The following is a 26,207-nucleotide window of genomic DNA, read 5'->3' as shown; positions in this document are numbered from 1 at the left end:
AGATTCGCCAGGCGCTCTCCGTACAACCTCGTTTTCCCAGTCCCTCAGGTCCGGGTCGGTGTCCGTGTCGCTCTGACCTGGAATAAGTTACGCGAAGCTGTCACCGAATGCCAAACCGCCTGGTCAGAGGCCCCGAACGGCCCGAAAGGCCCGCGAATCGCGTACTGAGGGACTACGGGACCCAGTACTTGGCGGCCAACTCTTCGACGAGAGGGTCGTCCTCCGCAACTTCGTCGAGTGCGGCCAGGTCGCCGTCGATCGCGACGAGTCGCGGATCGTCTCCCTCGAACTCCTCGACCGGGTGTCCGCCGTTCTCCGCCAGCTGCCGCAACAGCTTCTCCCGGACGCGGACCTTCAGTGATTCGCTCACCTTCCGAGCATGGCGGGTCTCGACCCCCCTTGTCGAGCGGTTCAGACAGGTCAGTCGTCATCGTTTCGTCGGAACGCCCGTTTCGCGGTCGGGATCAGCATCACGAGCGCACCGATCAACAAGATCAACCAGAAGATCTCCATCAGCACTGCCAACCCTTCTGTCGGGAATGGACCCTCCCGTGCACTCCATTGTCCGCCGACAGAGGACCGCATCGGTGGTGATGGCGTCCGCGGCGGGCACGGCCGGCTCCGCTCCCTCCACCGGAGCCCGGATCGGCATGCGCGCTCACCGACGAAAAAGGGCCCCTCACCTGGTTTCCCAGGTGAGGGGCCCTTTCGGAGCTGCCTGCGAGAATCGAACTCGCGACCTTTTCATTACGAGTGAAATGCTCTACCGACTGAGCTAAGGCAGCGTGCCTCTCGGCGCGTGCGAGTCTAGCGTGTACCCCCGCCCCGAAAGCAAATCGGGGTCTCTACGCGAACTCTGCACCCAGTCGCGCCACGAGCGCGTCGACCGCGAACTTGGGCTTGACGTTCATGTCAAGCGCCTCCCGACAGTCGAGGATCGCCTCGATACAGCGCAGCAATCCCTCCCGCGACGCCCGGGACGCGAGGTCTGCGGCCTGCTCGGACATGTCCGGATGGTTGGGCGTTGCGCCCGACCCGAACGAGTAGGCCAGTGCGTCGCGGTACAAACCCGCAAGATCCATCAGCGCGCGGTCGAGCGAATCCCGGCCGGTTCGCGTGGCCCGCGACTTCTGGCGTCGTTCCAGATCCTTGAGTACACCGGCCGAACCGCGCAGCGCACCGGCCGCACCCTTGCCGGTGCCGCCGGCACCCAGCGCCGTCCGCAGTTCCTCGGTCTCCCGCTCGTCCCGTTCGGCGGTGAGCTCCTTGGCTTCGAGGTCGGCGGCTTGGACGAGTTCCTCGGCCGCGGCATAAGCAGTGCCCGGCCGCATCGCCGCCTTCGCCAGTGACAGCGCCCGCTTGCGGCGGGACCGCGCGTCCTCGTCACTCGCGAGGCGTCGGGCACGCCCGACATGGCCACCACAGATGGACGCCGCCCAGTCTGCGGTTTCGGGGTCGAGCTGATCGCGTTCGCGCAGAACCTGGGCGATCGCGTCGACCGACGGCGTCACCAGCGGAACGTGCCGACAACGCGACCGAAGAGTGACGGAAATGTCCTGCGGGTCGACCGACGGCGCGCACAGTAGGAACACGGTACGGTCCGGCGGCTCCTCGACAACCTTGAGCAGCGCGTTGGCGGCGCCCTCGGTGAGCCGGTCGGCATCCTCGATCACGACGACCTGCCACCGCCCGGTGCTGGGCCGGCGCGACGCCGTCTGCACGATGCCGCGCATCTCGCTGACGCTGATGCTCAGTCCCTCGGGCACCACCCGCCGGACGTCACCGTGGGTGCCGGCCATCGTCGTGGTGCAGGCCTGGCAGTGGCCGCAGCCCGGTGCGCCGTCGGAGGTGCACTGCAGTGCCGCCGCAAAGCAGAGCGCCGCGACCGAGCGGCCGGAGCCGGGCGGGCCGGTGAACAGCCACGAGTGCGTCATCCGCGAGCCGGCGTCGCCCCCGCGCGCGGCGGTGGCGGCAGCCGTCAGCTCGGCCTCGACATGCTCCTGGCCGACCAGTCGATCGAATACACCCGCCACGCGCCGAGCCTAACGATCCGTGCCGACGAGTCGGGTCACGGCTTCTCGGCCGTGGTCTTCTTCGCCGCAGCTTTCTTCGCGGGCGCCTTCTTGGCCGCCGTCTTCTTCGCGGCAGCCTTCTTGGCCGGCGCCTTCTTCGCCGCGGCCTTCTTCTTCACCGGACCACGAGCCCGACGGTCGGCCAGCAGTTCGGACGCGCGCTCGTCGGTGATCGACTCGACCTCGTCGCCCTTGCGCAGGCTGGCGTTGGTCTCGCCGTCGGTGACGTACGGGCCGAAGCGGCCGTCCTTGATCACCATCGGCTTGCCGGTCGCGGAATCGTTGCCGAGTTCGCGCAGCGGGGCCGCCGCCGAAGCCTGGCGTCCGCGCCGCTTGGGCTCGGCATAGATCTTGAGCGCATCCTCGAGGGTCACCGTGAACATCTGTTCCTCGTTCTCCAGCGAACGAGAATCGGTGCCCTTCTTCAGGTACGGCCCGTAGCGGCCGTTCTGCGCGGTGATCTCTTCCTTCGATTCGGGATCGACACCGACGACGCGCGGCAGCGACAGCAGGCGCAGCGCATCCTCGAGCGTGACGGTCTCCAGATCCATCGACTTGAGCAGCGAGCCGGTGCGCGGCTTGGGGCCGGCAGCCTTCTTCGCGGCTTTCTTTGCCGGTGCCTTCTTCGCGGCGGCCTTGGTCTTGACGGTGCCGTCGGCTGAGGTCTCGACCGGGACGATGTCCGGCTCCGGCTCCCGGGCGGGCTCGGGCAGGATCTCGGTCACGTACGGGCCGAAACGGCCCTCCTTCGCGACAATCTCGTGCCCGGTGAGCGGATCGACGCCCAGCTTGCGTCCCTCCTGCGGGGTCGAGAACAGCTTCTCCGCGTACTCCGGGGTGAGCTCATCCGGCGGCAGGTCGTCGGGCAGGTTGGCGCGCTGCGAGATCGGATCGCCGTCCGGGTCGTCCGGGTTCTGCACCATGCGTTCGAGGTACGGACCGAAACGGCCGACCCGCACGTGGACCTCGCGGCCCTCGGCGTCGTCGAACAGCCGGATCGAGTTGATCTCGCGTGCGTCGATGTCCTCGAGGTTCTCACCGACCATCTTCTTCAGGCCGCCGGCGCGCGCGATCGAGTCGTCGGCCGCCGCCGTGTCGCCGAAGTAGAACCCCGACAACCAGTTGCCGCGCTGTTCGCGGCCGCCGGCGATCTCGTCGAGGTCGTCCTCCATCGCAGCCGTGAAGTCGAAGTCCACGAGCCGACCGAAATGCGACTCGAGCAGGCCGATCACCGCGAACGCGACCCACGACGGAACGAGCGCGCTGCCGCGCTTGTAGACGTAGCCGCGGTCGAGGATGGTCTTGATGATCGACGAGTACGTCGACGGTCGGCCGATCCCGAGTTCTTCGAGGGACTTGATGAGACTGGCCTCGGTGTAGCGGGCCGGCGGGTTGGTGGTGTGGCCGTCCGGGTCGAGCTTGGTGGCGGTCACCCCCTGGCCCTGCGTCAGCGCGGGCAGGCGCGACTCGGCGTCGTCGGACTGGCCACCGGCCTCCTCGTCGACGCTCTCCACGTACGCCTTGAGGAAGCCCGGGAACGTGATGGTGCGACCCGACGACGAGAAGGTGCACTCCTCGCCGGTGCCGGCGGTGCCGGTGATCCGCAGCGTCAGAGTGGTGCCGCGAGCGTCGGCCATCTGCGACGCGACCGTGCGCTGCCAGATCAGCTCGTACAGGCGGAACTCGTCGTTGTCGAGACGCGAATGCAGCTGGCCGGGGGTCTGGAACACGTCGCCGGCGGGGCGGATCGCCTCGTGTGCCTCCTGCGCGTTCTTCACCTTGCGGGTGTACTGACGCGGGCTCGAGTGCACGTACTCGGCGCCGTACAGCTCGGTGGCCTGCGCGCGGGCCGCGGAGATCGCCGACTGCGACAACGTGGTCGAGTCGGTTCGCATGTAGGTGATGTAGCCGTTCTCGTACAGACGCTGCGCGATCCGCATCGTCCGCTCCGAGGTGAAGCGCAGCTTGCGCGCGGCCTCCTGCTGCAGCGTCGACGTCATGAACGGCGCGTACGGCTTACGGGTGTACGGCTTGTCCTCTGCGGACGAAACGACCAGGTCGACGCCCTCGAGCGCCTCCGCGAGCCGGCGCGCGTAGGCCTCGTCGAGCACGGTGACGCCGCTGGACTTGAGCTTGCCGTCGGGTCCGAAATCACGACCGGCCGCGACACGAGCGCCGTCGACCGCCACCAGACGCGCACCGAAGTTGCGGGGGCTGGTTTCGGCGCCCGCGTCGAGCGTGGCCGAGATGTCCCAGTACGACGCCGACCGGAACGCCATCCGTTCACGTTCGCGCTGCACGATGACGCGCGTCGCAACAGACTGGACACGGCCCGCCGAGAGCCGCGGCATGACCTTCTTCCACAGCACCGGGCTGACCTCGTAGCCGTACAAACGGTCGAGGATGCGGCGAGTCTCCTGCGCATCGACCAGATCGTTGTCGAGATCGCGGGTGTCCTCGGCGGCCGCGCGAATCGCGGGCTCGGTGATCTCGTGGAACACCATCCGACGGACCGGGATCTTGGGCTTGAGCGTCTCGAGGAGATGCCAGGCGATGGCCTCGCCCTCGCGGTCGGGGTCGGTTGCGAGGTAGAGCTCGTCGGCGTCCTTCAGCAGACTCTTGAGCTCGGTGACCTTCGACTTCTTCTCAGGGCTGACCACATACAGCGGCTCGAAGTCGTGGTCGACGTTCACACCGAGCCGGGCCCACGGCTCACCCTTGTACTTCGCGGGTACGTCGGCGGCGCCACGCGGCAGGTCGCGGATGTGCCCGACCGAGGCCTCCACGACGTAATTCTTGCCGAGGTAGGGCGCGATCTTCTTGGCCTTCGTCGGTGACTCGACGATGACGAGGCGGCGCGTGGCGGACGCTCCGTCCGCCGTGCTCTTCTCCCGTGATGCCACCAGCTGTCCGCACCTTTCATGCTCGATCAGTGCCGCTGCGCACCTGATGCGAATCTCGTCTCCGCCCCCGTTATACCGGGTCCGGTCAGTTACAGGGTGTCACACCAGGAAGATGAACGCGCATATCCGTCCCGCTCCGTTCGCTCAAATGTGCGGCCAGTTACGTCGGGCATCGACATCGTCGGGCGGCAGACCGATGTTCTCCGCGAGATGCATGAGCCGTCTTCGACCCGAAATGCGCAATCCCGGGGAGGCCCCCCGAATTCCGACGATCGTCGGCGCCACCCCCGCCCGCATCAGCGATTGGGCGAGCACCACGTGCGTGTCGGGGGCGTGCGGGTCGAGGCCGAGCACGTAACGCTGGCCGTCCGCCTCGACCCGTCCCGATGCCAGTACCCACGCTCGTTGCTCCCGGGATCCCGGAATCCAACCGTCCGGTACCGCTTTGACGGCGCCGCGTGTCCACTGCGTCGCCAGATCCGCCAGCTGCGGAACCGGGGCCGTGCGCACCAGCGGGCGCCCCTCCTCGGATGTACTGATCTCGGCGTCCAGGCCTGCGTCCCGCATCAGTTGGGCGATCGCCTCGGCCCGCCACCTGCTGTCGACAACGACGGATACCCGGGCCCCCTCCTTCGAGGTGACCACCTGCCCCTGCGCCGCGAGCAGGCCACCGAGGTCGGCGACCGCAGGCGGCACCGACTCGGCGGAGAAGAACGACAGCTGAGCCACAAGGTGGACAGTAGGCCAAGATCCCGCATCATTCCCGCGGATCGCGCATCTGCCACGCGGGACGGGGAATCACCCCACAACGAACTCGTCCCCCACCACCGTTGCCGGTGACAGGGGACGAGTCAGGCAGCGGTCAGTAGGACCGGCCTTGAATCAATCGTTCAGTTGGTGAACAGATCAGATCGCGCGAACGCCGGTGGCCTGCGGACCCTTGGTGCCCTGGCCGACCTCGAACTCGACGCGCTGGTTCTCCTCGAGGGTGCGGAAGCCGCTGCCCTGGATCTCCGAGTAGTGGACGAAGACGTCAGCGGAGCCGTCCTCGGGTGCGATGAAGCCGAAGCCCTTTTCCGCGTTGAACCACTTCACAGTGCCCTGTGCCATGCTTTTCCTTCTCTTTCTTACACCGGATTCGATGGACAGCACTTCCGGTCCATCGGGCCGGTTCCGACCGCTGTACTTTCTCGATTCCCCCTCAGGAACGCATAAGCACCGCGCTCGCAACATCGATCCTGCGGGCGTTTAAACGAACACAGAAGCTGCGACCAGGTCATAGTCAACCACGTCCGACGCGCCCGCAACAGTCGAAAGACGAACAAAAACTGCAAATAGTTGATCTTGCACCAAGTGCCACTCCAACTACTGTCGGGTACACCCCTCCCGAACACCCAGCCCCGGCCGCGGATAGGATCAAAACCGCAGGTCCAGCGCGCGCAACGCGCCCAGGACGCCGACCGACGACAATTCCGGAAGAGGCCCCGTGAACCCCTCGCCCCACTCCCGCGACACGGGAGAAAACGGCGACAACTCGTTCGGGCGGACACTTCTCGAGCGTGTACTGGCAGGTACACCGGCGGGCGAACAACCTCTGACGTTCACCGCCGAACTTCCGCCGCGGGTTTCCCGATTCGCCGAATGGCCCGAGTGGGCTGCCGATGCCGCAGTACGCGCGTTGCGGGCCGCCGGTATTCCACAACCGTGGAGCCATCAGGCCGAGGCGGCCTCGATCGCAGCGGCCGGCGAACACGTCGTCGTCGCGACGGGTACCGCGTCCGGTAAGTCGCTGGCATATCAACTCCCGGTCCTCACCGCCCTGGCGGGCGATTCCCGCGGGACCGCGCTGTATCTGTCCCCGACCAAGGCACTCGGCGCCGATCAGTTGCGCGCCGCGATCGCGCTCACCGAGTCCGAACCCGAACTCGGGTCGATCCACCCGAGCGGCTTCGACGGCGATACCCCGACCGAGGTCCGCCAGTGGGCGCGGGCGAACTCCCGCTGGATCTTCACGAACCCGGACATGCTGCACATCGGGATCCTGCGTTCACACCAACGCTGGTCGCACCTGTTCCGCAATCTGCGGTACGTCGTGGTCGACGAGTGTCACTCCTATCGCGGCGTGTTCGGATCCAACGTCGCCCTGGTGCTGCGTCGGTTGCGTCGCATTGCGGCACGCTACGGAGCGAACCCGGTGTTCGTCCTCGCCAGCGCGACCACCGCCGATCCCGGCGCGGCCGCGTCTCGGCTCATCGGCGCCCCGTGCGCCGAGGTCACCGAGGACGGCTCACCGCACGGGCCCCGCACCATCGCGCTGTGGGAGCCGCCGCTGCTCACCTCGGTCACCGGGGAGAACGGCGCACCGGTCCGACGGGCCGCGGGATCGGAGGCGTCGCGCATCATGGCGGATCTGCTCGTCGAAGGCGCCCGCACGCTGACCTTCGTCCGGTCGCGCCGCGGCGCGGAACTCACCGCAATGGGCACCCGTCGAGCGCTGACCGAGATCGACCCGGACCTGGCCGGGCGCGTGGCCGCCTACCGCGCCGGATACCTCGCCGAGGACCGCCGTGAGCTCGAGACCGCGCTGGCCGACGGCAGGCTACTCGGCGTCGCCACGACGAACGCTCTCGAACTCGGGGTGGACATCGCCGGACTCGACGCCGTCGTCGTCGCCGGCTTCCCCGGCACCGTCGCCTCGTTCTGGCAGCAGGCCGGGCGTTCCGGCAGGCGCGGCGAGGGATCGCTCGTGGTGCTCGTCGCGCGCGACGACCCACTCGACACCTATCTGGTGCACCACCCGTCGGCGCTGCTGAATCGTCCGGTCGAGGCGACCGTGACCGACCCGACCAACCCGTACGTCCTCGGCCCACAGTTGTTGTGTGCGGCGCTGGAGCTGCCGTTGTCCGATGCCGAGGTCACCGACTTCGGCGGGACGGAAGTGCTGACCGAGTTGGCCGCGCAGGGCCTGATCCGGCGTCGGGCGCACGGCTGGTTCGTCACCGCCGAGTCCGATCCGCACAGCAACCTCGACATTCGCGGCGGCATCGGCGGCCAGGTCGCCATCGTCGACGGCGAATCCGGGCGACTGTTGGGCACCGTCGACACCGGCCGCGCCCCGGCGACCGCGCACCCGGGGGCCGTCCATATCCACCAGGGTGAGTCGTTTGTCGTGGACCATCTGGATCTCGACGAGGGCATTGCCCTGGTGCATTCCGAGGATCCGGACTGGACCACATCGGCCCGCGAGATCACGGACATCGCGATCAGCGACGTCGCCGAACACAAGCCGTACGGCGACGTGGGCGTCGCGCTGGTGCAGGTCGAGGTGACGCACCAGGTGGTCGGCTACCTGCGCCGGCTGTCGTCCGGCGAGGTGCTGGACTCGGTGGAACTCGACATGCCCGCCCAGACCCTGCAGACCCGGGCCGTGATGTACACGATCACACCGGAACTGCTGGAGGAGTCGGGCATCGGTGCCGATCGCGTCCCCGGCGCGCTGCACGCCGCCGAGCACGCCGCGATCGGGCTGCTCCCACTGGTCGCAACGTGCGACCGCGGCGACATCGGCGGCGTCTCGACGGCGCTGCACCCGGACACCGGCCTGCCGACGGTGTTCGTCTACGACGGCCACCCCGGCGGGGCCGGGTTCGCCGACCGCGGCCACGCCGAACTGGTCCGCTGGCTCAGCGCGACCCGGGACGCGATCGACTCGTGCGAGTGCGCCGCCGGCTGCCCCTCGTGTGTGCACTCCCCCAAGTGCGGCAACGGCAACCATCCGCTCGACAAGGACGGCGCGGTCCGGGTTCTCGCCGCGGTGCTGGCGGCGGTGGACCCGGACCGCACGGTGGCCTGACGCGCTCACTCGGCCGGTCCGGCCCGCGCAATTGCGCGAGCGGGGCCGACGACGAACGACACCGATCCCACCCGCACCTCCGCCCCGACCACCACGTCCCAGCCGCTCACCGTGCACTTCGGCACCGTGGCGCCCATCCGGACTGCGATCGACACGGCTGCCTCGCAGGGCGATTCGTCGCCGTCGGACAGCGCGGAGGCCGCCGCGAGCGCCGCCAGATCCGCGGCCGCCTGCGCCCGATGACGAGCGGCGACCGCCCCGCCGACGTGTACGAGTCCGGCCGTGACTGCGACGAGCGCCGCCAGCGCGAAGCACGCGAACACCGTCGCACCGCCGGACTCGTCCTCCCGAAGACGCGTCACCCGTCCGCCACCCTCGGTTCGCGGACCGCGACCGCCTCGGCCGACAACTCGACCAGCGGCAGCAGCGATGCGCGCGCCCGCACGGTGGCCACGACGAACTCCCCGTCGTCGTCGAGCGTGATCTCCGCACCGGATGGCGCGACCCGGCCGGCCACGGACACTGCGTTGGCGCGGTCGTCGCGGGCGGCCAGTCTCGCCGCTTCCCGGGCCGCGTCGATGCATCGCACCTGCGCCGACACCGCGACGATCGCCCCGACACAGAGCACCACCACGGTCACGATGGAGGCGATCGCGATCGCCGCCTCCACCGTGACCGCACCGTGCTCCCGCCGCAGGACGGACCTGGCCGCCGTCACACCGACGTGGCCAACGCCTTGTCGATGATGCCGGTGAGCGCGGAGACGATCGAGTCTCCGGTCACGACGGTGTAGAGAATGGCGCCGAACGCAGCGGCGGCAATGGTGCCGATCGCGTACTCCGCGGTCGACATGCCGTCGTCCGCAGTCGCCGCGAGGACGAGTCGCGCCTGCATCTCCTGAAACTTCTTCCCCCACATCGGACTTCCCTTTCGATCGATTCCGGCACGGCCCTTCCGCGCCGGACACCCCTCCCCCGGTCACAGGAGCCCACCCTGGAGCACCTGACCGGCCAACCCGATCACCACCGGGACGATTCCCAGGCAGATGAACGCGGGCAGGAAGCACAGTCCCAACGGACCACTGATGAGGACGCCGGCCCGCTCTGCCGCGGCCACCGCGGCGTCCTCGGCATCGCCGCGCTGCTGCGCGGCCAGTTCCCCGATCGCCGCCGACAGTGCGGCACCCGATCGCGCCGACCGCCGCGCCATCCGGGCGAGCGCCTCCGTCGCGGGTTCCGCCGCCACGACATCCCACGCTGTCGCCGGATCGGCACCGAGCGCCAACAGATCCGCCGTACGCCGCAAGGAATCCGCGAGCGGGCTCGGTGCGGACCGCGCGGTGGCGGCGGCCGCCGTCGACACCGGCAGCCCCGCCTTGAGGCATGCCGCCAACAAGTCGAACGCGCCCGCGACCGCCATCGGGTCCGCCGGACCACCGGCCGCGCCCGCGTTCGGGATGTGGACGTCCGCCGTTCCGGTGTTCGATGTTCCGATGTTCGGCACCCCGGACGCCCGCAACCGCCGTCGTGCCCGACCCGATCCGGGTACGACGAGGACCGCCGCCGCCACCAGGATCAACGCCGGCCACATCAGCTCACCACCCGGCCGACGATGCGGTCTGTCCACAGCAACCCGACCGCGACCAGCACGGTGCCGGTCACGAGCAGCGCGCCGCCGAGGCCCCCACCGAGGAGGACCCGCACCGGGGACGCACCCATGAGTTGACCGAGCCCGATTCCGAGGGCCGGCAGCCCGGCCAGGACCGCCGCGGTGGCCCGCGCCCCCGCCAATCCCGCTTCGGCACGGGTACGGAATCGGCTGCGTCCCAAAAGGTCTGTCCGTGCGGCATGGAGAAGCTCGGCCAACGCGAGACCGTGGGCCTCGGCGACCGCCCACGCGTCCGCGATACGCCGCAGGTCATCGGCCACGATGCCCCCGTTCGCCACCAGGCCGCTCGCCGCGGAGCCACCGAGTCGGGCGCGCGCGGCCGCGCTCCGGAACGCCTCCGCGGCCGCCCCGTCGCATTCCTGCGCGGCGGATTCGCACGCCGCAGCGGGATGCGCCCCGACCCGCAGCTCACCGATCACGACATCCAGGCCCGCCAGCACGCTCCGTCGTTCCCGCTCCCGGTGCGCCGATGCGGAGCGCCGGCGGCGGCGTCCCCGCGCAGTGGCCGCCCCGACCGCCGCCGCGACTGCGGCGGTCGGCGTGCCCAGTACGGCCAGCGGAATGCACCCTGCGAGCGCGAGATCGAACGGCGAGAGCCTCAGCCGCGACATCCACGACGGAGTCGAGGGCTTGGGCATGACCGACGACATCGATCGCAGCCTCCGACGCGTGCTTCCGCTCGGGGCGGCCAGAATCGCCACCGCCAGGCACAGTATCGCCGCGATCACTGCGCACACCTGGCGTCCAGTAGCTCGCGCAACGCCCGGTACCCCGGTCCCACGCCGGATTCCCACGTCCACGCCGGGACGACGCGAACGACGCTCGACGAATCCCGTTCCAGGACCCCGATTTCCACGAGCCTGCGGCCTCCCGACGCATCCCGCCGGACATGCATCACCACCTGGACGGCTGCGGCCAGCTGACTGTGCAGGGCCTGCCGATCCAGCCCACCGAGCGCCGCGAGAGCTTCGAGCCTCGCCGGGACCTCCCCTGGAGAGTTGGCGTGCACCGTCCCGGCGCCGCCGTCGTGGCCGGTGTTGAGCGCGGTGAGCAGGTCGACGACTTCCGCACCACGGACCTCACCGACGACGATGCGATCGGGCCGCATACGCAGGGACTGCCGGACCAGGTCCCGCACCGTGACCTCGCCGACCCCCTCGACGTTCGGTGCGCGTGCGACCAGGCGGACCACGTGCGGGTGCGCGGGTGCGAGTTCGGCGGCGTCCTCGACGCACACGATCCGCTCCGCGGCACCGACCTGTCCGAGCATGGCCGCGAGCATGGTGGTCTTGCCGGCACCGGTTCCGCCGGTGACGAGGAACGCGAGCCGCGCCCGCACGATCGCGTCGAGCAGCGCGCGTGCCGCAGGGTCCACCGCACCGCCTGCGGTGAGTTCGTCGAGCCCTTGGGTCGCGGGCCGAAGCACCCGCAGCGAGACGCAGGTGCCGCCCTGCGCGACCGGCGCGAGCACGGCATGGAGGCGAACCCCGAAGTCGCCGTGGCCGATCGACGGAAGGCGTCCGTCGACCCAGGGCTGCGCGTCGTCCAGACGGCGCCCCGCGGACAGTGCCAGCCGCTGCGCGAGCCGCCGGACCGCGGCCTCGTCGGGAAAGGTCACCGCGGTCCGCTCGAGTCCGGTGCCGCGGTCGATCCACACCTCATCGGGCGCCGTCACCAGGACGTCCGCGACACCGGGCACCGCGAGCAGCGCCTCGAGCGGGCCCGCGCCGGTGAGTTCCGTCTGCAACATCCGCAGCGCGGCCAGCAGGTCGGTGTCCCCGAGGACCCCACCCGATTCGGCGCGGATGGCCGCCGCCACCGTCGCCGGCGTGAGCTCGCCCTCGGTGAGCGCGAGGCGGTCACGCACCCGCTCGAGCAGATCGGTGGACTCGAGCGTGTTGACCGCAGTCACCGCGTTCACGCGGACCACCGCACCGGCCGGGCGCCGAGCAGGTCGAGTACCGCGCGCGCCCCCGCGCCCAGCGGAGACCGGGAGCCGAGGTCGAGTCCGCCCCGTTCGAGCATCGCATCGAGGTGTGACTCCGGTCGCATCGCGGCGATCAACGGCACCCCGAGCGTCTCGGAGAGGTCGGCGCCGCGCAGTCCGCCCGGAGCAGGACCCCGAACAACGATGCCCTGATTGGGGTTTCGCTCGGCGATCCGTGCGAGGACCCGTTCGGCCGCCAGACCCGCCCGCACCGTGGCCGGCACCACGACCACGACGATGTCGGCGATGTCGAGCAGACTGTCGCTGGCCGCCGACGCCTGCCGAGGGATGTCGCACACCACCAGTTCGCCGGCCCGGCGGCCGGCTTCCGCAACTGCCGTCACCGCGGCCGGCGTGGGCCCAGCGACGTGGGCGCGGCCGCGGTCGCACGCGAGCACACCGACGCCGGGACGGGGCGACGGCAGCGCCGCGTGCAGGGCCTCGGCCGAGACCTGCCCGCCCTCGACGGTCAGGCCCGACCACCGCGGCCCCGGCGCGTTCTCGAGACCCAGGAGCAGGTCCACTCCCCCGCCCATCGGGTCGGCGTCCAGCAGGATCGTCGACGAGGTCGACGATGCGGTGGTCCTTCCGGGCCCGTGCCGCTGTGTCCGCCGGGGAGCCCGGGACCCGACCGATTCGACCGCGACGGCTGCCGCGAGCGTCGAGGCGCCGGCGCCACCGCAGCCGCCGATCACCGCGACGACGGTGCCGTCGCCCTGCCGTCCAGCACCCCGATCGCCGAACACCGTCACGAGCGCGGCCTCGTCTTCGGGGACGCCGAGGACACTCTCGGCACCGACCGCCGTGGCCGCCTGCCAGTCGGGCAGCGTGGGTGGACCGTCGCAGACGAGCAGCACCCGGTCGCGGCGCGGGAGTCGCGCCGCGCACTCCCGCGCCGCGGTCGTGTCCACCACCACCAGGTCCGCCTGCTCCCACGCTCGCCGTCCGGGCAGCCCCGACATCGAGTCAAACGTTTGATCGGTGGCGGCCGCGACCGAGCGCAGGGTCTGCACCACGGCGCGAGCACTCACCAACGCGAGCACTCCGGGCCGCCCGGAGGCAGACGGCGCGCGGGAATCGATGTCCATGACAGCAAGCCTGCGCACCACCGACCCGACAGAAAAGCAGGTTTCGGGGAATGTGCACAGAATCGGGGGCTGTGGATGAATTCTGGTACAGACGTACGATTTTTTGATCGGCACGGATGAGGCCGAATTACCGCGCCCGGCAGCGGATTGCCGCCCGCGGCCGCACGCCGGGAACCCGGGAATCCCGACGGAACGCTGCGAAAATGCCCCGGATAACGCCGGACGGAAACCTTGGTGAACCACAGGATCTGGAACCGCGGACGGACGGCGAGCGCGCGTCATCACCGCGAGTTCGAACCGGGAAAGGAGAAGTTAGGGGACGACCCCCGCCAGGGGGGGAGGAGGCGGGGGTCGTCAGAGTTCAGCCCCGGGGGGTCGGGCTGAACACGCCTGGATCGCGTCCAGGTAGAAGCAATAATACACCCAGATCCAGGTTTATTTGCAAGTTCATCAATTCGCAGGCCCGCCCGGAACGTCCGATTAGACCTCACCGCCCGCCCCGCCACATCCCGTGTCGTCGATCGCGGCGCGCAGCCCCTCGCCTATCCTCGGTCAGGTGAACGCCTCCCCGAGCGAACTCACCGAACGCGGCCGCGTGGCCGCGTTCTTCGATCTGGACAAGACCGTGATCGCCAAATCGAGCGCACTGGCGTTCAGCAAGCCGTTCTTCGCGCAGGGGCTCATCACCCGCCGCTCGGTGTTGCAGAGCAGCTACGCGCAGTTCCTCTTCCTCCTCTCCGGCGCCGACCACGACCAGATGGAGCGGATGCGTACGCATCTGACGAATATGACGGCCGGCTGGGACGTCGAGCAGATCCGCGGCATCGTCGCCGAGACGTTGCACGACATCGTCGATCCGTTGATCTACGCCGAGGCGGCCGATCTCATCGCGGACCACAAGCTCCGCGGCCACGACATCGTGATCGTGTCGGCGTCGGGCGAGGAGGTGGTGGCGCCCATCGCCGAGGCCCTGGGCGCCACGCACAGCACCGCGACCCGCATGGTGGTCGAGGACGGCCGGTACACCGGCGAGCTCGAGTTCTACTGCTACGGCGACGGCAAGGTCGAGGCGATGCACGCGCTCGCCGACCGGCACGGCTACGACCTGTCGCGGTGCTACGCGTACTCGGATTCGGTGACGGACATACCCATGCTGCAGGCCGTCGGCCACCCGACCGCGGTCAATCCGGACCGGGCTCTGCGAAAAGCAGCCGCCGAAAGCGCTTGGCCCGTATTGTCTTTCTCCAATCCGGTTTCGCTGCGCGCCCGGCTCCAGTCGCCGTCACGCACCACCGTAGCGGCGGCCGCGGCGGTGCTCTCGAGCGCCGCCGTCGCGGGCGTGTTCACCTACAGCATGCGACGCCGGAAGCGATGAACGCGCATCTGCCACAAAGGAAAATTGCCACTTGAAGTGGGTCGGAGCACGGGGTACAAAGGAGTTACGGAAGGCCGACAGGCCAGGACCGATCCGGAAGAGAAGGATCGATCCCCCAAACGGACTTCCCAGCACGGACACCAGGCACCCACGCGAAGCAGCAAGCCACTATAAGGGCAGAAGCGTTGTGGGCCTGCGTGACTCGGATGACTGACGGTGAGGACTCCGCACTGGTTGCGGGGACGACCCGGCACCGCCCGAGCCCACGCCGAGGCCGTTGACACACAACCCACATTTGCACGCTTGGTAACCCGGCAGTCCGTGCTAGCGGGTGGCGGCACCGATCATCGTCGGTGACACCACCCGCTTCGCATGTGCGGGCACGATCCCGCGCCCGATCACACCTCAGCCGGCGGCGGCCTCCGCGATCGACATCGCCTCCCGCGCTCCGGCCTCGAGCGCGCCGCAGCACAGGATCACCCAGCTGCCCACGCCCTCCGGCGTGCCCGACGCGAATCCGGTGATGCCGTCCCGGTACGCCGGAGCCCGCCGCATCCAACTCACCTCCGGCACACCCAGATTGTGCGGGTCCAGTCCGGTTGAGATGGCCACCAGTCGAGAGGCAGCGCGGGCGACGATGCCGTCAGCGACCCCGAACGGTCGGAGTGCGGCCAACTCGCCGTGGACGACGGCCGCGAGCACCGGCGCCGGAACCCGGGTGCCCCCGGTGATCAGCTGGGCCAGCATGTCCAGCCGCTCCCCCACTCCCGGATCGCTGCGCGGGCGTCCCAGCGCTTCCGGATCGTCGACGAGGTCCGCGGCCGCGAGCAGGTGCAGGCGGGCCAGGGCCTGTAGCGGGGCGCGCTGCCAGGTGGGGAGGATGACCGTCAGCGAATCCCCGTCCAGGGCCTGCGCGACGCGCAACGCACCGGACAGCACGGGATCGCCGACGGTCCCGGGGAGGGGCAGCTCGGTCGACCCGCCGTCGATCGACGCGGACGCGCGGGCGGCGCGGACGGACGCCTCGGTGGCGGTCTGCGGCCAACCTCGGCGGTTCGTCTTGTGCCGATGCACCTCGCCGAGCGCGTCGCGCGCGCGGTCCGCTGCCTCGCGCACACCGGGCAGGTCCAACAGCGGCTGCAGGGGATCAGTCACGGGATCACTCACGGTTGCAGACGCTACCCCGCCGCCCCGCCCGCCCCTCCGCGGTCCGGTCGCGGCCGCCGGCCGCTGGGGATCGCGTCGAGCAGCCGCCGGGTGTACTCGTGGCCGGGGCGCTCGAACACCTCCTCGGTCGGCGCGGACTCGACCACCCGACCCTCGTGCATCACCACCACCCGGTCGGCGATCCGGCGCACGACGGCCAGATCGTGACTGATGAACACGTACGTCAGACCCAGCTCGCGCTGCAGCTCGTCGAGCAGCCGCAGGATCTGGTCCTGGACCACGACGTCGAGCGCCGACACCGCCTCGTCACACACCACCAGATCCGGCCCGAGCGCCAGCGCCCGCGCGATCGCGACCCGCTGGCGTTGACCGCCGGACAGCTCGGCGGGGAAGCGTCGCATCATCTCCGCCGGCAACGCGACCCGATCCAGGAGTTCACGCACTCGGTCGACTCGGTCGCCGCGCCCAGCGATCCGGTGCACCCGCAACGGCTCCTCGACGATGCGAAACACCGAGTACGTGGGATCCAGGCTGCCGTACGGATCCTGGAACACCGGCTGGACCCGGCGTCGGAAGCCCTTCTCCCGGTGCTCCGGTGCCGCGATGTCCGTGCCGTCGAACACGACCGAACCGGCGTCGGGTGTCAGGAGTCCGAGGACCATGCGCGCGACCGTCGACTTACCGGATCCGGACTCGCCGACGATCGCGGTCGTGGTGCCCCGCTCGACGGCGAACGAGACGTCGTCGACGGCGGTGACGACGCCGCCGTCCATGTGACGGCCGCGTCGCGCGCCGCGATGCCGGAACACCTTGCGGAGGCCGGCGACGACGAGCAGCGGTGCGGCACTCAGCGCCGGCGGACGAGGCCGCACCGACCCCGCCGACAACGACGGCGCCGCGGCCACGAGCCGGCGCGTGTACGGATGCTCCGGGTCCTGCAGAATCCGTTCGGCCGGACCGGATTCGACGACCGACCCCGCGCGCATCACCACCACGTGCTCGGCACGCTCGGCGGCGACGCCCAGGTCGTGCGTGATGAGCAGCACCGCCGTGCCGAGTTCGCCCGTCAACTCCGCGAGGTGGTCGAGGACGCGCTGCTGCACCGTCACGTCCAACGCCGAGGTCGGCTCGTCGGCGATCAGCAGGCGCGGACGCGCCGCGAGGCCGATCGCGATCAACACCCGCTGACGCATACCGCCCGAGAACTCGTGCGGATACTGCCCGGCCCGCGCCTCGGCGTCGTCGAGGCCCGCCTCCCCGAGCAGTTCGGCCGCCCGCCGGCGCCCGCTTCGCCCCTTTGCAATCCCGTTGGCGGCCAGCGTCTCCCGTACCTGGAATCCGATGGTCCACACCGGATCGAGGTTGGTGGCCGGGTCCTGCGGCACGAATCCGATCCCGTTCCCGCGCACGCGCACGAACTCGCGCTTCGACGCCCGGGCCAGATCCACGCCGTCGAACAGGATCCGGCCCCCGGTCACCCGCCCCGAGCCGGGCAGCAGATCGATGATCGAGTGCGCGAGCGTGGACTTGCCGGAACCGGATTCGCCGACGACAGCCACCGTCTGGCCCGGATGCACCGTCAGGTCGACGCCACGCACCGCGTGCACCGCGCCCGCACCCGACCCGAAGGTCACCGCGAGGCCCTCGACCGCGAGCACCGGATCGGTCATCGTCGCCTCGCCGTGGTCGGGTCCAGGGCGTCCCGCAGCGCGTCCCCCAGCAGCACGAACCCCAGCACGGTGACGGCCAGGGCTCCGGCCGGATAGAACAGGATGGGCGAGCCCCGCCGCAGCGTCACCTGCGCGGTACTGATGTCGCCGCCCCACGACACGGTGCTGGGCGGCAACCCGATCCCGAGGAACGACAGCGTCGCCTCCGCAACGATGAACGTGCCCAGCGACATCGTGGCCACGACGATGATCGGGGCGAGCGCGTTGGGCAGCACGTGGCGCAGCAGGATCCCCGGACGAGTCATTCCCACCGCCCGCGCCGCGAGGACGTAGTCGTGCGATTTCGCCGAAATGACCGCTCCACGAGCAATTCTCGCCATCTGCGGCCACCCGAAGAGCGCCAGCACCGCAACCACCGTCCAGATGGTGCGGTCGGCGAACAACTGCATCAGCACGATCGCCGCGAGGATCAGCGGGATCCCGAAGAAGATGTCGGCGACGCGCGACAGCAGCGAATCGGCCCAGCCGCCGTAGTAGCCGGCCAACGCACCGAACAGCACACCGGTCACCGTCACCGCGACCGTGACGCACACGCCCACCGTCACCGACGGCCGCGCGCCGTACACCGTCCGCGCGTACACGTCACAACCCTGACGATCGAACCCGAACCAGTGCCCGGCGCGCGGCGGTGCGAGGCTGTCCGCGATCGTGCAGTAGTGCGGATCGACGTCCGTGAACACCGACGGGAACAGCGCCACCGCCGCCACGACGAACAGGATCAGGCACGCGACGAAGAACATCGGCCGCCGCCGCAGTCGCTGCCAGGCCGATGCCCACATGCCGCCGCCCCCGGACGGATCAGACATAGCGAATCCTGGGATCCAGCACCGCGTACAACAGATCGACGAGCAGGTTCGCCACCAGGTACACGACCACCAGCACGCTCACGAACGACACGACCGTCGGCGCCTCACCGCGGATGACGGCCTGGTAGATCGTGCCGCCGACGCCGTTGATGTTGAAGATGCCCTCCGTGACGACGGCACCGCCGATCAGCGCCGCGAGGTCCACGCCGAGGAACGTGACCACCGGGATCAGCGAGTTGCGCAGCACGTGGACCCACACGACCCGCGGCCGGGACAGCCCCTTCGCGGTCGCGGTCCGCACGTAGTCGGCCGTGAGGGTGACGGCGACCGATGTGCGCGTGAGCCGCAGGACGTACGCGAACGACACCGACGCGAGCACACACGCGGGCAGCAACAGTCGCGCGACGCTGGTGTCGGCGCCCACCGTGGGCGGGGCCAGGCCCCAACGGATTCCGATGAAGAACTGGGCGAGGAACCCGATCACGAACACGGGGACCGCGATGAGTACCAGACTCAGGATCAGCACCGTGCTGTCGAACAGGCCGCCCTGGCGCAGGCCCGCGAGCAGTCCGGCCCCCACCCCGAGCACCGTCTCGATCGCCACCGCCATCACCGCAAGCTTCAGGGTGATCGGAAATGCCTGTGCCAGAACTTCACTGACCGGACGCCCGGAGTACGACGTCCCGAAGTCCAGGGTGAGGATGCCCTTCAGGTATTCCAGGTACTGCACCAGGAACGGCTGGTCCAGGTGGTACCGCGCGCGCAGCTGCTCGGTGACCGCCGGCGTGAGCGCCCGGTCACCCGCCAGCGCGGCGACCGGATCCCCGGGCAGCAGGAACACCAGCGCATAGATGAGGAACGTGGCCCCGAGGAACACCGGGATCATCTGCAGGACACGGCGGCCGGTGTATCGCAGCATGGGTCACTTCTTCTCGACCAGGTAGTAGAGCGGCACACCGTCCCATCCGATCCGGACGTTGGTCACGTACTCGGACCACCCGCCGGACGCGTTGCGGTTCCAGTTGGGCACGGCAGGCAGGTCCCGCAGCAGGATCTCCTGGGCGCGGTCGATCAACTGCTGCGCCTCGACCGGATCGGTCGCGCCCGCCGACGCGCGCAGCAGGGCGTCGAACTCCGGGTCGGAGTACTCGCCGTCGTTGGAACTGCCTCCCGTCTGATAGTTCTGCGCCAGGAACCCGTACTGCTGCGGGTAGTCGGCCTGCCAACCGGACCGGAACGCCGTCCGGATCGTGTGCTCGGTGGCCTCGGTCCGCAGCTGCGCGAACGTCGGATACGGCGCACCCCGGGCGTCGATGCCGAGGGTGTTGCGAATGCTGTTGCAGACGGCGTCCACCCAGTCCTGGTGTCCGCCGTCGGAGTTGTAGGCGATCGCGAACGTCCCACTCCACGGTGCGATCGCGTCGGCCTGCGCCCACAGTTGTCGGGCGTGGTCGGGCGCGAAGTCGAGGTTGCCGACTCCCACCAGGTCGGGGGTCCAGCCGGGCACGGCGGGGCTGGTGAAGTCCCGTGCCGGTGTCCGGGTGCCAGCGAACAGCCGGTCGGTGATCTGTTGTCGGTCGATCGCCTGCGAGATGGCCTGCCGGCGCAGCCTGCCCTCCTCGCCGCCGAAGTGCGGCAGGCGTTCCGGGATCGTGAAGGTCTCGATCGTCGCGGACGGCTGGTTGACGGTGCGCCCCGGCAGATCGTCCTGGAACGTGTCGAGTGCGCTCGACGGCACCCCGTCCAGGACGTCCAGGTTGTTCGACAGCAGATCGGTGTACGCGGTGTCGAGATTGCTGTAGAGCACGAAGCTCACGCCCTCGTTGCGGGCGGAACGATTGCCGCGATAGTCCGGGTTGGACAGCAGATCGATGCGCACATTGTGCTGCCACGCATCGTCGTTGGCGAGCCGATACGGGCCGTTGCCGATCGGATGTTGCCCGAACGCGGCCATGTCGGCGTACGCGGCCCGCGGCAGGGGGTAGTACGCCGCGAACCCGAGCCGCATCGGGAACGCCGCCTCCGGCTGCTTCAGCGTGATCGTGAACGTGCGGTCGTCGACCACCCGAAGCCCGGACATCGTCGTCGCCGTGGGATTCGCGACCGCGACGTCGTCGTAGCCCTGGATCGGGTCGAAGAACGACGACTGCAACTGTGCGTCGGTCGACAGGGCGCCATAGTTCCACGCGTCGACGAACGACCGCGCCGTGACGGCGGTGCCGTCGGTGAAAGTCCACCCGTCCTCGATCGTCACGGTGTAGTTCTGCCCGTCCGCCGTCTCGATCGACTGCGCCACCTCGTTCTCGACCCCGCCGTCGGCGGTGTACGAGACCAGGCCCGCGAACAGCGCGTCGAGGACCCGACCACCGGTGTTCTCACTCGTGTCCGTCGGGATCAGCGGGTTCTGCGGTTCGCCGCTCCACGCGTAGACGATGCCCGTGCCCGAACCCACCCCGCCGGTGCACGCCGCGAGCAGCGACGCGGCCAGTGCCACCACCAGCGCCGACACCGCGGCGCGTGCGATCCGTCGTCGAACAGCCACTGCCCACCTCCCGAAGTGCTCGGTTGGTGGTTGCGACGATAGACAGCCTTCGATCGCGGCCGCCGGGGTCCGGTGGCCCCCGGTCGGATCGGCACCGTTTCGAAGCCCGATCGCAACGTCGTACCGAGCCGCGTCGCCGAATCCGCGGCGAGATGTCCGGGTGCAAACCGTGCGCGCGAACCATCCGTCGCAGAGAATCGACCGGTAGTCGCAGGCAGCGACCGCTCCGCGGGAGGCGACCCTGCGACGCCGGTCACGTGTGACTACCCTCACACGTGCGAGAACCGTCGCAGTGACATTTCCCGAGGCTCCGCCCGAGGACTCGACCGAAAGAAGGCAAGCCGAGATGACGAGCAGTGCTACCGACGCCCACGAGGTCTACCCGCCCAGCGCAGAGTTCACGGCCGCCGCGAATGCCGGCCCCGAACTGCAGGCCGCGGCCGATCGGGATCGGCTCGCCTTCTGGGACACCCAGGCACGCCGGCTGGACTGGGCGACACCGTGGACCGAGGTCCTGGACTGGTCCGACGCCCCCGTCGCCAAGTGGTTCGTCGGCGGCGAGCTGAACGTCGCCTACAACTGTGTCGATCGGCACGTCTTCGCCGGCAACGGCGACCGCGTCGCGATCCACTTCGAGGGTGAGCCCGGCGACAGCCGCGACATCACCTACAACGACCTGCTCGCCGAAGTCAGCCGCGCAGCAAACGCTTTCACCGAGCTGGGTCTCGTCGCGGGTGACCGGGTTGCGATCTACATGCCGATGATCCCCGAGGCGATCGTGACGATGCTCGCGTGCGCCCGCCTGGGCCTGACCCACTCGGTGGTGTTCGCCGGATTCTCGGCAACCGCGCTGCGTTCACGCATCGACGACGCCGCCGCCAAGCTCGTCGTCACCGTGGACGGACAGTGGCGTCGCGGCCAGGCCGCCCCGCTCAAGCCGGCCGTCGACGAGGCCGTCGCGGGCGCCGAGTCCGTGCAGAACGTGTTGGTGGTCAAGCGAACCGGTGCCGACGTCGACATCACCGACGGCCGGGACCTGTGGTGGCACGACACCGTCGAGAAGGCATCCGACAAGCACGAGGCGCAGGCCTTCGACGCCGAGCACCCACTGTTCATCCTCTACACGTCCGGCACCACGGGTAAGCCCAAGGGCATCATCCACACCTCCGGCGGCTACCTGACGCAGGCGTCGTACACGCACCACAACGTGTTCGACCACAAGGCCGGTGACGACGTCTACTGGTGCACCGCCGACATCGGCTGGGTCACCGGACACAGCTACATCGTCTACGGGCCGCTGAGCAACGGCGTCACACAGGTGGTCTACGAGGGCACCCCCAACTCCCCCGACGAGCACCGCCACTTCCAGATCATCGAGAAGTACGGCGTCTCCATCTACTACACCGCGCCGACGCTGGTGCGCACGTTCATGAAGTGGGGCCGCGAGATCCCCGACGCGCACGACCTGTCGTCGATCCGGCTGCTCGGTTCGGTGGGCGAGCCCATCAACCCGGAGGCATGGCGCTGGTTCCGCGACGTCATCGGCGGCGGCACCGCCCCGATCGTCGACACGTGGTGGCAGACCGAGACCGGCGCGATCATGATCTCGCCGCTGCCCGGCATCACCGCCACCAAGCCCGGTTCCGCGATGGCCCCGCTGCCCGGTATCTCCGCGAAGATCGTCGACGACGAAGCCCGTGAACTCGGCGCCGGCGGCAGCGGCTACCTGGTCCTCGACGAGCCGTGGCCGTCGATGCTGCGCGGCATCTGGGGCGACATGGACCGCTACCGCGACACCTACTGGTCCCGCTACGCCGAGGAAGGCTGGTACTTCGCCGGCGACGGCGCCAAGTACGACGAGGACGGCGCCCTGTGGGTGCTCGGCCGCGTCGACGACGTCATGAACGTCTCCGGCCACCGCATCTCCACCTCCGAGGTCGAATCCGCACTCGTCGGACACCACGCCATCGCCGAGGCCGCCGTCGTCGGCGCCGCCGACGAGACCACCGGCCAGGGCATCGTCGCGTACGTCATCCTCCGCGAAGGCATGGAAAATACTGGCGAACAACTCATTTCGGAACTACGCGCGCAGGTCTCCACCGAGATCAGCCCCATCGCCAAGCCGCGGCAGATCACCGTCGTCCCCGAACTGCCCAAGACCCGCTCCGGCAAGATCATGCGCCGCCTCCTGCGCGACATCGCAGAAGGACGCGACCTCGGCGACACCTCCACCCTCGTCGACCCCAAGGTGTTCGACGCGATCCGCGGCCAGTAGTCCGGCGTCCTGCCGGGCGTCCTCTCCGGTCCCGACCGGACCGGAGTGGACGCCGCTCGAGGATGTCAGATCGAGTCGAGTTCGGGGGCCGCCCCGGATGACGTCGACCCTGGTGGCGGTCAGGTCTCCGACTGGGGATCCACTGGCTCACCGACCTGATCGCGGGCGCACTACTCGCCGCCATCTTCGTGACGATCGGTTCCGCTGCGCTGCAGAGATCGACGACGTCTCCCATCGCGGCGGGCGGATCGACGCCGGCCACGCAGCCAAACCTCACCAGTACGACAGATCACCAGGTCACAGCACCGGTGCAGCGCACAGGCGTAGCGTGACCGGCAGGGAACCGGGAACGCAGGGTCCCGGAGACGAGGGTCACGATGGCGCCCGCGATGCGGGGCAGGATCGGAAACCTGCCCCTCGATCTGACCAGTTTCGTCGGACGTCGCCACGAGGTGACCGAGGCGAGACGACTCCTCTCTGCCTCCCGTCTCGTGACGCTCACGGGCATCGGCGGAGTGGGCAAGACACGACTCGCGCTCCGGGTCGCCGCCGACTCCAGGCGCGCCTTCGACGACGGTGTGTGGCTGGTCGAATTCGGTGAGCGGCGCGACCCGCAGCTGGCAGCCGAGGCAGTGGCGGCGACGCTCGGCCTGCGGGAGCAGTCGGCGGTCCCCACCACGCAGATCCTCACCGATTACCTGGCCTCCCGGAACAAGCTGCTCGTACTCGACAACTGCGAGCACCTGATCGATGCCGTCGCGAAACTCGCCGAGGCCCTGCTGCGGGCGTGTCCCGAACTGCGCATCCTGGCGACGAGCCGGGAGCCGCTCGCGATCAGCGGGGAAACCGTGTTCCGCGTCCCCCCGATGAGCTTCCCCGTCCCGGACGGATCGACGCCGACGCGGGCGTTGGCACAGTACGAGGCGGTGAACCTGTTCGTGGAGCGGGCCGCCGCGGCGGTTCCAGGATTCGAACTCACCGAGGACAACCGCGACACGATCCTCGCGATCTGCTCCGAGCTCGACGGGCTTCCCCTGCCCATCGAACTCGCGGCGGCCCGACTGCGGGCCATGTCGGTCAACCAGGTCCTCGAGCGGCTGACCGATCGGTTCCGCCTGCTCACCGGAGGCAGCCGAGCCGCGCCCGACCGTCAGCAGACCCTGCGCATGAGCATCGACTGGAGCCACGACTTGTGCACCCCCACCGAACAGGGGCTGTGGCGGCGGCTGTCGATCTTCCCGCGCGGATTCGAACTCGATGCGGCCGAGGCGATCGCGGCCGGCGACCTCACCGCGCACGATCTGCTCGACATCGTCGCCTCCCTCGTCGACAAGTCCATCCTGATCCGCGAGGAATACGACACCGTCGTGCGATACCGGTTGCTCGAGACGCTGCGCGACTACGGCCTCGAGCGCCTGCACGCGGCCGGCGAGCACGACGCGCTGCGCCGCCGGCACCGGGACTGGTACCAGGCGTTGACGCGACAGTGCGAGGACGAGTGGATCGGCCCGAACCAGCCCGCGTGGGTCGCACGACTCCAGCGCGAACGGTCCAACCTGCGCGATGCGCTCGAGTACTGCATGACCGAGCCCGGCGAGGCCGAGAACGGCCTCCGCATCGCGAACGTGCTCTACATCTTCTGGATCTCCCGCGGCCTCCTCAACGAGGGCCGTCTCTGGCTCGGCCGGGCCCTGGCGGCGCAGGCCGGCGATCCGACGCCCGAACGGGAGAAGGCGTTGGCCGCGGCAGCGCTCCTCGCCGCGAACCAGGGCGACGTCGCAGCGGGGGAAGCCCTGGTCGCCGAGGCATCCGACGTCGCCGCCCGGATCGGGGATCGCGAGACCGACGTCGACGTCATCCATGCTGCCGGACACCTGCAGATCTACGCCGGCGACCCGTCCGAAGCGATCCGGCTGCTCCGCAGCATCCTCGACACCGTCCGCGCCGGCCGGAATCGGCTCCGGCACGTCACCACCGTGCTCGGCCTGGCAACGGCGACCGCGGTACTCCGCGAGCGCGAGGAGACCGCCCGGTACACCGCCGAGGTCCTCGACATCACCAGCGCCCACGGAGAATCGATCTATCGCTCGTACGCCCTGAGCATGCAGGGACTCGCGCTGTGGCACGACGCTCCGGAGGAGGCGCGTCCCCTGTTCGAGCAGGCGGTGAAGCTGAGTGGCGATGTCGACGACCTGCTGGGGACCGCGGTCTGTGTGGAAGCGCTCGCCTGGACGGCCACGGCGACGCACGACTTCCCGCGGGGCGCGACCCTGCTCGGTGCCGCCGACACCCTGTGGTCCGCGGCCGGAAACCCGGGTGTCGTCATCCCGGCGCTGCGGTACAGCCGCGAGGAGGCCCGTGGCCTGTGTCAGCGCGCTCTCGGTGACCGCGCATTCGACGCGGCCGTCCGCCAGGGATCAGGGTTCACGCGGGACGAGATCGTCGTATTCGCGGCCGAGGGAGAGCTCCCCCGTCAGGGCTCCGCCGAGCGCGCCGCCACCGATCTGACGCCACGCGAACAGGAGGTTGCCGAACTGGTGGCGCAGGGCCTGACCAACAGGGCCATCGCCGAGCAGTTGGTGATCTCGCAGCGCACCGTCCACGGCCACGTCGAGCACGTGCTCGCGAAGCTCGGGTTCAATTCGCGCACCCAGATCGCCGCCTGGGTCGTCGAACAGGGGAAACAGGTCGAAGACGACGCCGTGTGACACGGGCCCGGGCACCTACCCGATCGGGAAATA

Annotated in this window: 21 protein-coding genes and 1 tRNA gene; 4 read left to right on the top strand and 18 right to left on the bottom strand. The window is 69.6% G+C overall.

Features of this window, described 5'->3' with window-relative positions; all coding sequences use genetic code 11:
• Positions 1 to 172: 172 nt before the first annotated feature.
• The 6 genes from J2X34_RS17600 to J2X34_RS17575 all read right to left on the bottom strand — a co-directional run bounded on the left by J2X34_RS17600 (position 173) and on the right by J2X34_RS17575 (position 6,085).
• Positions 173 to 370 (bottom strand): hypothetical protein, encoded by a 198-nt coding sequence (locus tag J2X34_RS17600; RefSeq protein WP_031939866.1) that lies wholly within the window; start codon positions 368 to 370, stop codon positions 173 to 175.
• Positions 371 to 712: 342 nt separating this feature from the next.
• Positions 713 to 785 (bottom strand) — tRNA-Thr (locus J2X34_RS17595).
• Between the two features lie 60 nt (positions 786 to 845).
• Positions 846 to 2,033 (bottom strand): DNA polymerase III subunit delta', encoded by a 1,188-nt coding sequence (locus J2X34_RS17590; RefSeq protein ID WP_114721027.1) that lies wholly within the window; start codon positions 2,031 to 2,033, stop codon positions 846 to 848.
• A 35-nt stretch (positions 2,034 to 2,068) separates the two neighbouring features.
• On the bottom strand, positions 2,069 to 4,975 hold the full coding sequence (gene topA, locus J2X34_RS17585) for a type I DNA topoisomerase (protein ID WP_174907901.1): 2,907 nt from the start codon (positions 4,973 to 4,975) through the stop codon (positions 2,069 to 2,071).
• A gap of 144 nt (positions 4,976 to 5,119) precedes the next feature.
• Positions 5,120 to 5,704, bottom strand: coding sequence for a hypothetical protein (locus J2X34_RS17580; protein WP_114721033.1), 585 nt, complete (start codon positions 5,702 to 5,704; stop codon positions 5,120 to 5,122).
• Positions 5,705 to 5,881: 177 nt separating this feature from the next.
• Positions 5,882 to 6,085 (bottom strand): cold-shock protein, encoded by a 204-nt coding sequence (locus J2X34_RS17575; RefSeq protein ID WP_005515803.1) that lies wholly within the window; start codon positions 6,083 to 6,085, stop codon positions 5,882 to 5,884.
• Between the two features lie 376 nt (positions 6,086 to 6,461).
• On the opposite strand from J2X34_RS17575, the gene J2X34_RS17570 reads away from it, so the two are divergent.
• On the top strand, positions 6,462 to 8,828 hold the full coding sequence (locus J2X34_RS17570; RefSeq protein ID WP_114721036.1) for a DEAD/DEAH box helicase: 2,367 nt from the start codon (positions 6,462 to 6,464) through the stop codon (positions 8,826 to 8,828).
• 5 nt (positions 8,829 to 8,833) lie between these two features.
• Here J2X34_RS17570 and J2X34_RS17565 read toward each other — a convergent pair whose 3' ends face one another.
• The 7 genes from J2X34_RS17565 to ssd are packed head-to-tail and all read right to left on the bottom strand — an operon-like array spanning position 8,834 to position 13,571.
• Complete coding sequence (locus tag J2X34_RS17565; protein ID WP_174907899.1) at positions 8,834 to 9,190, bottom strand: Rv3654c family TadE-like protein; 357 nt, start codon at positions 9,188 to 9,190, stop codon at positions 8,834 to 8,836.
• The gene (locus J2X34_RS17560) at positions 9,187 to 9,546 is read right to left on the bottom strand and encodes a TadE family type IV pilus minor pilin (protein ID WP_258557807.1); all 360 of its coding nucleotides are present in this window, start codon (positions 9,544 to 9,546) and stop codon (positions 9,187 to 9,189) included. The genes J2X34_RS17565 and J2X34_RS17560 overlap by 4 nt, the downstream gene beginning before the upstream one ends.
• Positions 9,543 to 9,746 (bottom strand): DUF4244 domain-containing protein, encoded by a 204-nt coding sequence (locus tag J2X34_RS17555; RefSeq protein WP_114721041.1) that lies wholly within the window; start codon positions 9,744 to 9,746, stop codon positions 9,543 to 9,545. The genes J2X34_RS17560 and J2X34_RS17555 overlap by 4 nt, the downstream gene beginning before the upstream one ends.
• A 60-nt stretch (positions 9,747 to 9,806) precedes the next feature.
• Positions 9,807 to 10,418, bottom strand: coding sequence for a type II secretion system F family protein (locus tag J2X34_RS17550; RefSeq protein WP_114721044.1), 612 nt, complete (start codon positions 10,416 to 10,418; stop codon positions 9,807 to 9,809).
• Positions 10,418 to 11,224 carry a type II secretion system F family protein gene (locus J2X34_RS17545; protein ID WP_114721047.1) on the bottom strand — a complete coding sequence of 269 codons (807 nt, stop codon included), beginning with the start codon at positions 11,222 to 11,224 and terminating at the stop codon, positions 10,418 to 10,420. Before J2X34_RS17545 ends, J2X34_RS17550 begins: the two co-directional genes overlap by 1 nt.
• Positions 11,221 to 12,408 (bottom strand): TadA family conjugal transfer-associated ATPase, encoded by a 1,188-nt coding sequence (locus J2X34_RS17540; RefSeq protein WP_397484641.1) that lies wholly within the window; start codon positions 12,406 to 12,408, stop codon positions 11,221 to 11,223. Before J2X34_RS17540 ends, J2X34_RS17545 begins: the two co-directional genes overlap by 4 nt.
• A 5-nt stretch (positions 12,409 to 12,413) precedes the next feature.
• A complete protein-coding gene (gene ssd / locus J2X34_RS17535; protein ID WP_114721049.1) occupies positions 12,414 to 13,571 on the bottom strand; it encodes a septum site-determining protein Ssd in 1,158 nt (385 codons plus the stop codon).
• 556 nt (positions 13,572 to 14,127) lie between these two features.
• Here ssd and J2X34_RS17530 point away from each other — a divergent pair.
• Positions 14,128 to 14,946, top strand: a complete 819-nt coding sequence (locus J2X34_RS17530) for an HAD-IB family hydrolase (RefSeq protein ID WP_114721374.1) — start codon at positions 14,128 to 14,130, stop codon at positions 14,944 to 14,946.
• A 405-nt stretch (positions 14,947 to 15,351) separates the two neighbouring features.
• On the opposite strand, the gene J2X34_RS17525 is transcribed toward J2X34_RS17530, so the two are convergent.
• The 5 genes from J2X34_RS17525 to J2X34_RS17505 are packed head-to-tail and all read right to left on the bottom strand — an operon-like array spanning position 15,352 to position 21,191.
• The gene (locus J2X34_RS17525) at positions 15,352 to 16,101 is read right to left on the bottom strand and encodes an oxidoreductase (protein WP_114721054.1); all 750 of its coding nucleotides are present in this window, start codon (positions 16,099 to 16,101) and stop codon (positions 15,352 to 15,354) included.
• A 23-nt stretch (positions 16,102 to 16,124) separates the two neighbouring features.
• Positions 16,125 to 17,783 (bottom strand): dipeptide ABC transporter ATP-binding protein, encoded by a 1,659-nt coding sequence (locus J2X34_RS17520; protein ID WP_429518639.1) that lies wholly within the window; start codon positions 17,781 to 17,783, stop codon positions 16,125 to 16,127.
• Positions 17,780 to 18,649, bottom strand: a complete 870-nt coding sequence (locus J2X34_RS17515; protein WP_397484594.1) for an ABC transporter permease — start codon at positions 18,647 to 18,649, stop codon at positions 17,780 to 17,782. Before J2X34_RS17515 ends, J2X34_RS17520 begins: the two co-directional genes overlap by 4 nt.
• Positions 18,642 to 19,568, bottom strand: coding sequence for an ABC transporter permease (locus tag J2X34_RS17510; protein ID WP_114721060.1), 927 nt, complete (start codon positions 19,566 to 19,568; stop codon positions 18,642 to 18,644). Before J2X34_RS17510 ends, J2X34_RS17515 begins: the two co-directional genes overlap by 8 nt.
• A 3-nt stretch (positions 19,569 to 19,571) precedes the next feature.
• Positions 19,572 to 21,191: a peptide ABC transporter substrate-binding protein gene (locus J2X34_RS17505; RefSeq protein WP_429518634.1), complete on the bottom strand. Its 1,620-nt coding sequence runs from the start codon at positions 21,189 to 21,191 to the stop codon at positions 19,572 to 19,574.
• Positions 21,192 to 21,537: 346 nt separating this feature from the next.
• On the opposite strand from J2X34_RS17505, the gene acs reads away from it, so the two are divergent.
• Positions 21,538 to 23,466 (top strand): acetate--CoA ligase, encoded by a 1,929-nt coding sequence (gene acs, locus J2X34_RS17500; RefSeq protein ID WP_429518632.1) that lies wholly within the window; start codon positions 21,538 to 21,540, stop codon positions 23,464 to 23,466.
• Between the two features lie 377 nt (positions 23,467 to 23,843).
• Positions 23,844 to 26,174: an ATP-binding protein gene (locus tag J2X34_RS17495; protein ID WP_429518630.1), complete on the top strand. Its 2,331-nt coding sequence runs from the start codon at positions 23,844 to 23,846 to the stop codon at positions 26,172 to 26,174.
• Positions 26,175 to 26,207: the final 33 nt, after the last annotated feature.

Source organism: Rhodococcus sp. BE178, assembly GCF_050433545.1.
Lineage (GTDB): Bacteria > Actinomycetota > Actinomycetes > Mycobacteriales > Mycobacteriaceae > Prescottella.
This window is presented reverse-complemented; position numbering and strand designations above follow the sequence as displayed.

Excerpts from the sequence above, each read along its gene's own strand:
- J2X34_RS17575 (WP_005515803.1), bottom strand. The coding sequence starts at position 6,085 with ATGGCACAGGGCACTGTGAAGTGGTTCAACGCGGAAAAGGGCTTCGGC.
- J2X34_RS17555 (WP_114721041.1), bottom strand. The coding sequence starts at position 9,746 with ATGTGGGGGAAGAAGTTTCAGGAGATGCAGGCGCGACTCGTCCTCGCG.
- J2X34_RS17550 (WP_114721044.1), bottom strand. The coding sequence starts at position 10,418 with ATGTGGCCGGCGTTGATCCTGGTGGCGGCGGCGGTCCTCGTCGTACCC.
- ssd (WP_114721049.1), bottom strand. The coding sequence starts at position 13,571 with ATGGACATCGATTCCCGCGCGCCGTCTGCCTCCGGGCGGCCCGGAGTG.
- J2X34_RS17520 (WP_429518639.1), bottom strand. The coding sequence starts at position 17,783 with ATGACCGATCCGGTGCTCGCGGTCGAGGGCCTCGCGGTGACCTTCGGG.
- J2X34_RS17515 (WP_397484594.1), bottom strand. The coding sequence starts at position 18,649 with ATGTCTGATCCGTCCGGGGGCGGCGGCATGTGGGCATCGGCCTGGCAG.
- J2X34_RS17510 (WP_114721060.1), bottom strand. The coding sequence starts at position 19,568 with ATGCTGCGATACACCGGCCGCCGTGTCCTGCAGATGATCCCGGTGTTC.
- acs (WP_429518632.1), top strand. The coding sequence starts at position 21,538 with ATGACGAGCAGTGCTACCGACGCCCACGAGGTCTACCCGCCCAGCGCA.
- J2X34_RS17495 (WP_429518630.1), top strand. The coding sequence starts at position 23,844 with ATGGCGCCCGCGATGCGGGGCAGGATCGGAAACCTGCCCCTCGATCTG.